9 protein-coding genes and 2 pseudogenes (1 of these 11 cut by a window edge) are annotated in these 9709 nt (G+C 61.0%); 3 read left to right on the top strand and 8 right to left on the bottom strand.

The window, feature by feature from the left end; all coding sequences use genetic code 11:
- Positions 1-29: 29 nt before the first annotated feature.
- The 8 genes and pseudogenes from ACFFAR_RS14870 to ACFFAR_RS14835 all read right to left on the bottom strand — a co-directional run bounded on the left by ACFFAR_RS14870 (position 30) and on the right by ACFFAR_RS14835 (position 6898).
- Positions 30-1304 carry an MSMEG_0569 family flavin-dependent oxidoreductase gene (locus ACFFAR_RS14870; protein WP_174363111.1) on the bottom strand — a complete coding sequence of 425 codons (1275 nt, stop codon included), beginning with the start codon at positions 1302-1304 and terminating at the stop codon, positions 30-32.
- A gap of 29 nt (positions 1305-1333) precedes the next feature.
- The gene (locus ACFFAR_RS14865; RefSeq protein ID WP_172812042.1) at positions 1334-1618 is read right to left on the bottom strand and encodes an MSMEG_0570 family nitrogen starvation response protein; all 285 of its coding nucleotides are present in this window, start codon (positions 1616-1618) and stop codon (positions 1334-1336) included.
- 24 nt (positions 1619-1642) lie between these two features.
- Positions 1643-2767, bottom strand: a pseudogene (locus ACFFAR_RS14860) (MSMEG_0565 family glycosyltransferase); the annotation flags it as partial.
- Entirely contained in the window at positions 2767-3735 is a 969-nt protein-coding gene (locus ACFFAR_RS14855) for a sll0787 family AIR synthase-like protein (protein ID WP_174363110.1), read from the bottom strand. The gene ACFFAR_RS14855 and the pseudogene ACFFAR_RS14860, both read right to left, overlap by 1 nt.
- Positions 3732-4292: an MSMEG_0567/Sll0786 family nitrogen starvation N-acetyltransferase gene (locus tag ACFFAR_RS14850; protein WP_174363109.1), complete on the bottom strand. Its 561-nt coding sequence runs from the start codon at positions 4290-4292 to the stop codon at positions 3732-3734. The genes ACFFAR_RS14855 and ACFFAR_RS14850 overlap by 4 nt, the downstream gene beginning before the upstream one ends.
- Before the next feature lie 3 nt (positions 4293-4295).
- Positions 4296-5372 carry an MSMEG_0568 family radical SAM protein gene (locus ACFFAR_RS14845; protein ID WP_062172647.1) on the bottom strand — a complete coding sequence of 359 codons (1077 nt, stop codon included), beginning with the start codon at positions 5370-5372 and terminating at the stop codon, positions 4296-4298.
- A complete protein-coding gene (locus tag ACFFAR_RS14840; protein WP_375508059.1) occupies positions 5365-6384 on the bottom strand; it encodes a Nit6803 family nitrilase in 1020 nt (339 codons plus the stop codon). The genes ACFFAR_RS14845 and ACFFAR_RS14840 overlap by 8 nt, the downstream gene beginning before the upstream one ends.
- A gap of 31 nt (positions 6385-6415) precedes the next feature.
- Positions 6416-6898, bottom strand: a complete 483-nt coding sequence (locus ACFFAR_RS14835) for an MSMEG_0572/Sll0783 family nitrogen starvation response protein (RefSeq protein WP_056365868.1) — start codon at positions 6896-6898, stop codon at positions 6416-6418.
- A 424-nt stretch (positions 6899-7322) separates the two neighbouring features.
- On the opposite strand from ACFFAR_RS14835, the gene ACFFAR_RS14830 reads away from it, so the two are divergent.
- The 3 genes and pseudogenes from ACFFAR_RS14830 to ACFFAR_RS14820 all read left to right on the top strand — a co-directional run.
- A complete protein-coding gene (locus ACFFAR_RS14830; RefSeq protein WP_174363107.1) occupies positions 7323-8714 on the top strand; it encodes an aminotransferase class I/II-fold pyridoxal phosphate-dependent enzyme in 1392 nt (463 codons plus the stop codon).
- 86 nt (positions 8715-8800) lie between these two features.
- A complete protein-coding gene (locus tag ACFFAR_RS14825; RefSeq protein WP_375508058.1) occupies positions 8801-9562 on the top strand; it encodes a CDP-diacylglycerol diphosphatase in 762 nt (253 codons plus the stop codon).
- Between the two features lie 96 nt (positions 9563-9658).
- A pseudogene (locus tag ACFFAR_RS14820) lies at positions 9659-9709 on the top strand (aspartate/glutamate racemase family protein); its annotated part runs 342 nt beyond the window's last position; the annotation flags it as partial.

The raw sequence follows: 9709 nt of genomic DNA, 5'->3' as shown, positions 1-9709 counted from the left end.
ACCCCGCACTCGCGGGGTCTTCGTTTTTCTTAAACGGCAATTGCATCGCGCGCTTTAGCTTCCCGATAAACGCTGACTTTATTCACGACATACTCGGCGTCGCGCGCCACGCCCGAGAATCGTCCCGAGCCCCATGTGTGCAACCACGGCAAGCCGACGAAATAGATTCCATCGACAGGCGTCACCCCGCGCGTGTGCGCCGGATAACCGCGGCCGTTGAAGACAGGGGCATCGAGCCAACTGAAGTCGGGCGTAAAGCCGATACACCACACAATCGACCCTATGCCGCTTGTCTGCAGATCCAGCGTGGTGCGTTCCTCCGCAGGCGACCATACCGGCTCGTAGCGCGATCCCGGCGGCGCTTCGATGCCGTTCTTCTCGATGAACGCATCAATCCCTGCGTTGATGCCGTTGAACGTTTTGTCGGCGCTGTCCAGGTTATCGATAAGGTTCGGCGCGAAGTGCAGCACGCCATCCTGCAGGTCCTGCAGGCGTCCGTACAATTCCATGCCTTCGGCGGCGAACTTGCGCAAGTCGATATCGCGTCCGCCATCGCGGCCGGTCACGTAGTGGTTGGTGTTGTCGCGTACGCCTTCACGCAACGGATGTTGTTCGACGGGCATGTCGTAGTACTTCATGTCGGCGAGCCAGTCGACCACGTCGCGGCCTCTGTAGAAACGTGCGCAACGCGGCGCTTCGCCTACCGCGAGAATGACCTTGCGTCCAGCGAGATGCAGGTCCTCGGCGATCTGCGCGCCCGACTGCCCCGAGCCGACCACAAGCACGGCGCCTTCGGGCAACGCCTGCGGATTGCGGTATTCCGACGACTGTATCTGCGCGATGGAACGCGGCAGGCGCTCGGCCATGCGCGGCACGATGGGCGTGTGATATCCGCCCGATGCAATCACGATCTGATCCGCCGTGAACGCGCCCTGGCTGGTCGATACGCTGAATCCGCCTTCGCCATTTCGTGCGACACGCCTGACTTCGGCATGCTCGATCACGGGTGCATCGACCGCCTTGATGAAGCCGTCGAGATACGCAATGATCTCGTCTTTCACCATGAAGCCGTGCGGGTCGTCACCCGCGTATGGATAACCCGGCAGCGCGCATTGCCAGTTCGGCGTCACGAGGCAGAACGCATCCCAACGTTGCGATCGCCACGTATGCGTGACGGTGTTTTTCTCCAGCACGAGATGATCGATACCGGCCTGTTTAAGGTAGTAGCTCGCGGACAAACCCGCCTGTCCACCGCCGACCACGATCACGCTGTAGTGCGTCGTGTCCGCTGATATATGCGACATGATGCGTCCTCGCTGAAAAATGGCGGCGCTCAGACGAGCGCGATGACCTTGACGCGTGCGTCGGGTTCGTCCATGAAACGTTCGGCGTCGACCTCGATCTTCGCGAGCTGGTCCATCGCCGCCGAGCACGCGAAGCCGTACTTCTCGCGCACGCGTTCGGATGCAATGTTCAATGCCTCGCGGGCGCGCGAAACGAAGTCATCGACGGGATAGTCCTGGCCCGGCGTAAAGAAATCACTGACGACCTGCGATGGCGAATAGCAGTTGTCTTCGCTGTCATCAGGCCACTGGATTCGAAAATGCATGACCGGCATGGCGGCTTCCTGGAGAGATTTGAGGGCACGGCTTGCGAGCAAGCCGCTGTAAATATCGAGATGTTTCTTCGCGGATGCCTGCCAGCTCATTCGCGCGAGCAACGCGGGGACGGCGTTGTCAAAATCGGTTTTGTGACGCCCGCTGATGACTTGTTCAAGCGCGTTCGCGATCGATTCGTGATCGGTTGGCGTGGCCCAGCAGCAGGTAGTGTCGTCGAGATATTCGGTGAAGGGCGCAATGTTCGATGCCACCACCGGCGTACCGCTTGCAAGCGCTTCGAGCACGACCAGGCCGAAACCTTCGCTCAGGGATACCATCGCGAGGACATCGGCGCGGCGAAATAATGCGGGCATTGCGGCGTCGTCCAGGGGGCCGGTGACGGTCACCGCATGCGTGAGATTCAGCTCGGCTACGCGTTGCATGAAAGCGAGCGCGTATGCGTTGTGATCGAGCAGGCTCGCGCCTCCTGCAACCACGAGCCGCGCTTCGGGGCGGCGTTGGATCAATACCGCGAATGCTTCGAGCAAAGCGGCCGTGTTCTTGCGCGCTTCGATGCCGCCAACAGCCAGCACAACCGGCGATCCATCGATGCCTGACGCTTCGTCTTGATGCGTGCGTTGTGGAGAATAACGTGTCAGGTCGACACCGTTCGATACTGTGGTTGCATCGACTCCGTACTTCTCCTGCATCAAGCGCGTCCACATTGCGCTCACGCACAACACACGATCCGCGTCGCGCCACGCACGCGTTTGCCAGGCAGCAAGGCGCGGGTTGTCGAAATGATCCAGGTGGTGAACGGTGCGGATGAAGCCCTTTATTGTGCCGTCTTCCTTGAGTTCCGCGAGCGCGTTTCCGCTGATGCTGTCCTGCGCGTGCAGCACGTCGAAACTTTCGGCGTCGCAGGCTCTCAAGCTCGCTTTCAAAGCGCGAAGACGTGCTTCCACCATTGCAACTGTGTTCTGCTGTGAGCCTTCGATAGTCGCAAGAATCACCCGGCATGGCGGCTCACGGAACAGCGATTCGCCAGGTACAGCGGGTGCGAAGATCGTGACATCGTGACCTTCATCCACCAGCGCAGCAGCGAGTTCGAGCGTATGCACCACGCCACCGCGCGGATTGACCGAATGCGTGGTGAGGGCGACGCGCATTACGTCACGCTCCCTGACGTTATGAACGCGTCGTGCTCGAAGTTCCACAGTTCGGCGTGATCGTCGCCATCGTGAAGCGTGACCTTGCGCGATTCGTTGACCGTGCCGATCGATGCGCAAGCGAGACCGCGTTCAACGAACATCTGTTCGACCCGTGCGACGTTTTCTTCACGCACGGACATCACGAAGCCGAAGCTGGGGAATGCGGTGAGCCATCGCACACGGTCGACCTGCGCCGGCGCCGGCAAGCGGGACAGATCGATGCTCGCGCCCACGCCGGAGCATTCCAGCAGCATCAGCGCAGTGCCCAGCGCGCCGGCCATGCTGATGTCCTTGGCGGCATTGCAGAGACCGGTTTCGGCAAGCATCGGCAGGACTTCGAGATCAGCGCGCAGACGTTCAGCAGGTGCGCCGACCGATGCATTCCAGAACGGATACGGATCTTCGAAGCGCCCGCGCAAATCGACGGCCATCATCAACCGGTCGCCGGGCCTGGCGCTGAAACTGGACAGCAACTTCTTCGCGCGTCCAATAATCGATACCGCCAACTGCGCCTGATCGCTGCGCGCATTGCTGTGGCCGCCGACGATCGGCACGCCGTACGCCGCCGATGCCGCCGCCATCCCGGCCAGCACCTCTTCAGCGCGCTGCAGGCCGTCGCTCCAGAGCGCATCCACTACGGCGATGGGCCGGCCGCCCATCGCGTAGATATCGCTGACATTGACCATTACGCTGCTATAGCCGGCGAACCACGGCATGTCGCGCACGAAGTCGCTGACCATGCCTTCGATGGCGAACAGCAAGTAGCCGTCGCCGTCGGGGATGGCGGCGCAATCATCGCCATTGGCAACGTTTTCGAGCGAGGCAGGAGCGTGACGTGCGAGCGAAGACATCACGCCTGCAATGTCCGTTTTATGGCGAAAGCCGCGCGTCTCCCTCAACGCGGCGACAAGATCGGCCACGTTCATGCCGCACTCCGCGCCGACGCATAGTGCGTCACGAAGCCGCCATGAGGCGTCGCGCACGGCGGATAAAAATCGAGGTCGGCCCGCATCAGATGATGCGGCCGTCCATGCATGAGTTCCTCCGACAATGTGGTCCAGTGCAGCGCATGAAACAAGGGCGCATTCTGGCTTTGCACGTGCGCGAGAAATTCCTTGCAGCCCAGTGCGTGCGCACTGCTGACAGCGAGCCTGATCAGCGTTGCGCCAATCTTCCCGTGGCGCCGGAACGCCGCATGCACGGCAAGCCGCGAACCGGTCCACACACCGGGTTCGTCCTCGTGAATGCGCACGGTGCCGACCACTTGCTCATGCATTCCACCAATGCAACTCACCGCCACGAGGAGTTGCGCGCGGTCATCGGTCTCGTCGCGGTCATCGCCGATAAAAATCCCCTGCTCGATGCAGAAGACCGCGCGCCGCAGCTTGTACGCCTCGTCGGCTTCCCATTGCAGCGTGGTCCACTTGATCGTAAAGCTGGCGGGCGTGTACAGGCGGGCGAGATCCTCGGTATCGGCGAGCATGGTTCAGACCTCGTAGGAAGACAACGACGAACACGCGCCGCATTTTCCGCAACCGGCCTTGATATCGCCGGACCGCATGCCGCCGGCCGATACCATCGCGCCGAGCGGCTGCAGCACCGACTTCATGAACTCGGGGGAAGGCGCCGGATGATCCTCGAGCGGTGTTCCGCTGATCGGCACGAACGGAACCACGAACGGGTACACGCCGATGTCCACCAGTTCGCGCGAGATCGAGAGAATTGCTTCGGCCGTGTCCCCCAGTCCCGCGAGGATGTAGGTGCTGACCTGCCCGCGACCGAACACGGCGACGGCCGCCTTGAACGATTCCATGTAGCGCGAGATGGGGACGCTCGCCTTGCCCGGCATGATCTGCTCGCGCAGGGCGGGCGTGACCACTTCCAGATGCATCCCCAATGTATCGATACCGCTTGCCCGCATGCGCTCGAACCATTTGTCGTCGTCGGGCGGTTCGCATTGCGCCTGGATCGGAAGGTCGACGGCGGCCTTGATTGCAAACGCGCTTTCGCACAGGATCTGCGCGCCACGGTCTTTCGTCGGCGGCGTACCGGTGGTCAGGACCATATGCTTGACACCATCGAGCAGAACAGCGGCACGTGCGACTTCCGCGAGTTGCTCGGGCGTCTTGCGCGCGATCGTCCGGCCTGCCGCAAGAGATTGACCGATTGCGCAGAACTTGCAGGTCTTCTTGCGGCTTTCGTATCGAATGCAGGTTTGCAGCACCGTTGTTGCGAGCACGTCGGACCCGTGCAAGGTCGCGATGTGCGAGTACGGCACGCCGTCGAAGGTTTGCATCGCGTAAAAGCGTGGCGCCTTCGGGAAGCTGATATTCGCGATGGGAATGGAGCCGCGCAGCAATGCGCTGCTGCCGCTCGCATCGGGCGCGGAGGCAACGAACGGCGAGTGCCATGCCGTGTTGGTATGCACCGGAACCATGATGGTCACGCCGTCGATGGTCACCGCCTTGTGATCCGACGGACCCGCACCGCCGCGACGGCTCGCCACGCTGACGCCTGCGCCGGGGTCGGCGAGACGCAAGCCCGTCGATTGCAGTTCAGTCATCAATTGCCGGCTCGCGGCCGACATCGTCCCGCTCGCGTTCGCGTTCAACATGCTTTTCCCCGGTTGAAGGTGAGAAAGGATTCATGGGCGCCGACGTGACGGCGGGGCGGTCGTTGATTGCAAGGCTCAGCAATTCGGGCCGCGCATAATGGCCGACCGAATCCATCATGCGCTTGCGTTTGGTGATCAGCGACATGTCCAGATCCGCGATCACCATGCCTTCGCCTTCGCGCAACGGCGGCGCCAGGTGCTGGCCTTCGGGCGAAATGATCGCGGTATTGCAGCCGCCACGAAGCGCCTTCTGCAGGCCGGGTTCCTTCGTGATGGATTCGATCTGCGCCTCGGTCAGCCACCCCGTCGAATTGACCACGAAGCAGCCGGATTCCAGCGCGTGATGCCGGATCGTCACTTCGATCTGCTCACCGAAAATGGGACCGACGAGCGAACCGGGGAACTGGCTGCAATGGATCTCTTCGTGCTGCGTCATCAGCGCGTAGCGCGCGAGCGGGTTGTAATGCTCCCAGCACGCAAGCGCCCCCACTTTGCCGATGCTCGTCTGCGCCACTTTCAAGCCCGCTGCGTCGCCCATGCCCCAGATCATTCGCTCATGAAACGTGGGCGTGATCTTGCGGCGCTTGAGAAGCAGCTCACCGGTGGTATCGAAGATGAGTTGCGCGTTGTAAAGGCTGCCGTGATCGCGCTCGTTCACGCCCAGCACCACGACCATGCCGTGCCGCCGCGCCCGTTCCGTTACCGCATGGGTCACCGGGCCAGGCACGACGACGGCTTCGTCGTAAAGACGCATGTGTTCCGCGCCCGATGCAACCGGTGCCCGCACGAATGAAAAGTACGGGTAGTAGGGCAGGAAGGTCTCGGGAAAGACGATCAGCTGCACGCCCTGGCGCGCGGCGTCGTCAATGGTCGCGAGGACCTTTTCGAGCGTGCCGCCGGGGCGTTCGAGGTCCGGCGAAATCTGGACCGCGGCAGCACGGACGATTCTCTTGTCGGGCATGGTCATTCCGTGGTCGAGAGTGTCGGCAATGTCAGACGGTCCACGTGTTGATGATCAGCGCGCCGTCCTTCCGATGCAGCAGCTGGATGTCGAGCACGTCGAGCGGGCTGATCGGCTTGATGCCTTCGATCAACGATGCTTCGCCCTGCCCATAAAGCGCCTGCAATGCGAAGCGGCACGCGTAGACCTTGCCGCCTTCTTCCATGAACTTCTGGATCTGCTTGTTGAAGTTCAGGTGGCCGGGAAAGGCTTCGTCGCCGAGCGTTGGGAAACCGCGCTGCAAACCGAGCGTCACGCCGGGACCATAAAGCAGCACCGATGTTTCGAAGCCCTTGCGCAGGAGCCGCGTGGCTTGCAGCAGGTTCACGAAGCCGATGGAACCTTCGAACGCGACCGTATGAAACGTCACCAGCGCCTTTTCGCCCGGGGCGGCCTTGACGTCCTCAAAGACCTTTTCTTCATAGTCGACAAGATAATCGCCTTTCTTGTGCATCGGGATATTGACGGCAGGCATTCTAATCTCCATTAAATACACGATTTAAAACATCGATAACAGTGAGAATCCGGTTTTTTATTCGGTTCCCGCCACGCTGCTTGCAAATCAGATAATGCAACCGCCGTGCCATTGAAACGCAATGTTAATGCGATCAATACCCGATCATTCAACCGATCAGCACTTGGGCGAGTGGGAAATATTTTGAATCGGCTCGCCGAAAGCCTTGCGGGGCCTCACTTCGGCGCCACGTCAAATTCGCCCACGCACCAACAGGGCGATGTTTTGTTGGTGCAATCGCTCGCTACTGGTGCAATAAACACTCATTACGTGCATTGATCGCCTGCAAAACGATTCTCCCTACGATCATTCAATGCGATCAATTTTTTATGGTTGCGTTTTTCGTGCTATCGTTTTTTAACCGCCCTTAATCAGAGAACGTTTCATGGCCAGTCTTACTCATCACTGGATCAGAAAACTCACGGAAAGCCGCAAGCCGGCTTATTTGCTGATTCCAGAACTAATCGAAGAAGACCTGGCGAGCGGACGACTGCGCCCGCGCGACCGGCTGCCCGGTTTGCGCGATCTCGCCGACGAACTGCAGCTCAACTACACGACCGTCGCGCGTGCCTATGCAGAAGCGCGCAAACGCGGTCTGCTGGATTCGCGCGCAGGCAGCGGAACGTTCGTGCGCGGGAGAACGGCAACGTTGCCGCTCTCGGGCGGCAGCAGTGTCGAGATGACCATGAACATGCCGCCCGAACCCGCCGAGCTTGCCGCACGGTTGCGCGAGTCGGCGGCGCGGCTCTTCGCGTCAACCGATCCTTATCGTCTATTGCGGTACCAGGATTTTGGCGGCACGCCCGACGACCGCGCTGCGGGAACCCGGTGGCTCAAGCGCCGTTTCGATGACTGCGATGAAGACAAGGTGCTCGTATGTCCGGGCATCCACAGTGCGCTCGTGGCGATGGTGTCGCAGCTCGCGCGGCCGGGCGGCACCATCTGTCTCGATACGCTGGCGTATCCCGGCATCAAGGCGATTGCAGCGCAGCTTGGCGTGCGTCTGCAAGCACTTGCACGCGACGACGACGGTCCCCTCGCGCATGCCTTCGAAGCGCTCTGCAAGAGCGACAAGCCCAGCGCGTTCTATTGCAACCCGACCATCCAGAACCCGAGCACGGTCACGCTTTCATCGAAGCGCCGGGAGGCGCTGGCCGACGTCGCGTTGAGATACAGCGTGCCGATCATCGAAGACGATGCCTACGGCATGCTGCCCGCGAACGCGCCCGACGCAATGGTGTCGTTCGCACCGGACCTGACCTACTACGTGACAGGGTTTTCGAAGAGCTTCGGCGCGGGGCTTCGCGTGGCCTACATTCGCGCGCCTTCTTCACGGCGCGCGCAGCATCTCGCGGGCGCATTGCGCGCCACGACGGTAATGGCGAGCCCGTTCACCATGTTGCTCGCTACGCAATGGGTCGTGGACGGCACCGCCGATCTGATGCTCGACGCCATCCGGACCGAGTCCGCTGCGCGGCAGGCAATCGCGGCGCGCGTGTTATCGAAGTGGAAGTTCGATGCCGATCCCGCCGGCTTCCATTTCTGGATGCCGATCGATCCTGCATGCGGATGGCAAGCGTCGGAGCTTGCGTTGCAGTTGCGTTCGCAAGGGATCGGAGCGGTATCGGCAACGGCGTTTGCTACCGATGGCAATCCGCCCGAAGCCATTCGCGTCTGCCTCGGCGGTCCAAAAAATCTGGATGAATGCGAAGACGCGCTGAGACTGATCGCGGATACGGTCGAGCATCCGCACCATTTGCATCTGCCCGTCATGTGATTTGGGACGAGGCTTGCCAGGCAGAGGTCATGCAGACGTAAAGCGCCCTTGCTACGATGCAGCTTTTCGTCTCGACTATTCGCCCCATGCGGAACCTTTGGTTTCTTCGCTTTTTCGCGGCCGCGCTCGCGGCTGTCATCCTGACGTCAGCATGCGCCGGCAATCCCAATGCGTTATGGCAGATCGTTCATAACTCATGTGAACCGGCCGCGCAGGGGGCGGACGTGCCGCAAAAGTGTATCGATGTCGATGCAACTCAGGGCTATGCCGTACTGAAGGACCTGAACGGGGCCACGCAGTACTTGTTGATCCCGACAAAACGCATTGGCGGGATTGAAAGTCCCGAGTTGCTTGCGGCGGATACGCCGAACTATTGGCGCGCTGCATGGGACGCCCGGCGCTTCGTGAACGCAAAACTCGGCAAGGAATTGCCGCGCGATGAACTTTCGCTCGCGATCAATTCGACCAGCGGACGTTCGCAGAACCAGTTGCATATTCATATCGATTGCCTTGCGCCCGATGTCGTGAACGCGTTACGCGAACAAGGACCGAAGATCGGTACGCAATGGACCGCGTTCCCTACCTCGCTGCGCGGCCATGCGTACAGGATCAGGCGTATCGATGACCCGGCGCTCGCCTCGGTCGATCCTTTCAAGTTGCTCGCAGCCGATGTGGCAAACGAAGGGGGACGCATGGCGGACCAGACGCTTCTGCTGACCGGCACGACCACGCCCGACGGCAAGCCCGCGTTTTTCCTGCTCAATGATCACGTACGTCTGGCGCAGGGCGACTTTGGATCGTCGGAAGAACTGCAGGACCACAGTTGCGCGATTGCACGCGAACGCTAGCCTGCACCTGCGTTTGTCTCGAAAGATTGCCCTAGCCGCGCGCCGCGCTTCGCTGCACTATGTCGGTTCGACAAACCAGAACGGCAGGGCAGCAGAATGACCACGATGCGAACCATAGGCATGATCGGCGGGATGAGTTGGGAATCG

This window comes from uncultured Caballeronia sp., assembly GCF_964243625.1.
In the GTDB taxonomy this organism is placed as follows: domain Bacteria; phylum Pseudomonadota; class Gammaproteobacteria; order Burkholderiales; family Burkholderiaceae; genus Caballeronia.
The sequence above is the reverse complement of the archived record's forward strand: the minus strand, read 5'-3'. Positions and strand labels throughout refer to the sequence as shown.

What these genes read in the sequence shown, in the direction of transcription:
- ACFFAR_RS14835 (WP_056365868.1), bottom strand. Translation starts at nt 6,898, where the DNA reads ATGCCTGCCGTCAATATCCCGATGCACAAGAAAGGCGATTATCTTGTC.
- ACFFAR_RS14855 (WP_174363110.1), bottom strand. Translation starts at nt 3,735, where the DNA reads ATGAACGTGGCCGATCTTGTCGCCGCGTTGAGGGAGACGCGCGGCTTT.
- ACFFAR_RS14850 (WP_174363109.1), bottom strand. Translation starts at nt 4,292, where the DNA reads ATGCTCGCCGATACCGAGGATCTCGCCCGCCTGTACACGCCCGCCAGC.
- ACFFAR_RS14825 (WP_375508058.1), top strand. Translation starts at nt 8,801, where the DNA reads ATGCGGAACCTTTGGTTTCTTCGCTTTTTCGCGGCCGCGCTCGCGGCT.
- ACFFAR_RS14865 (WP_172812042.1), bottom strand. Translation starts at nt 1,618, where the DNA reads ATGCCGGTCATGCATTTTCGAATCCAGTGGCCTGATGACAGCGAAGAC.
- ACFFAR_RS14830 (WP_174363107.1), top strand. Translation starts at nt 7,323, where the DNA reads ATGGCCAGTCTTACTCATCACTGGATCAGAAAACTCACGGAAAGCCGC.
- ACFFAR_RS14845 (WP_062172647.1), bottom strand. Translation starts at nt 5,372, where the DNA reads ATGACTGAACTGCAATCGACGGGCTTGCGTCTCGCCGACCCCGGCGCA.
- ACFFAR_RS14870 (WP_174363111.1), bottom strand. Translation starts at nt 1,304, where the DNA reads ATGTCGCATATATCAGCGGACACGACGCACTACAGCGTGATCGTGGTC.
- ACFFAR_RS14840 (WP_375508059.1), bottom strand. Translation starts at nt 6,384, where the DNA reads ATGCCCGACAAGAGAATCGTCCGTGCTGCCGCGGTCCAGATTTCGCCG.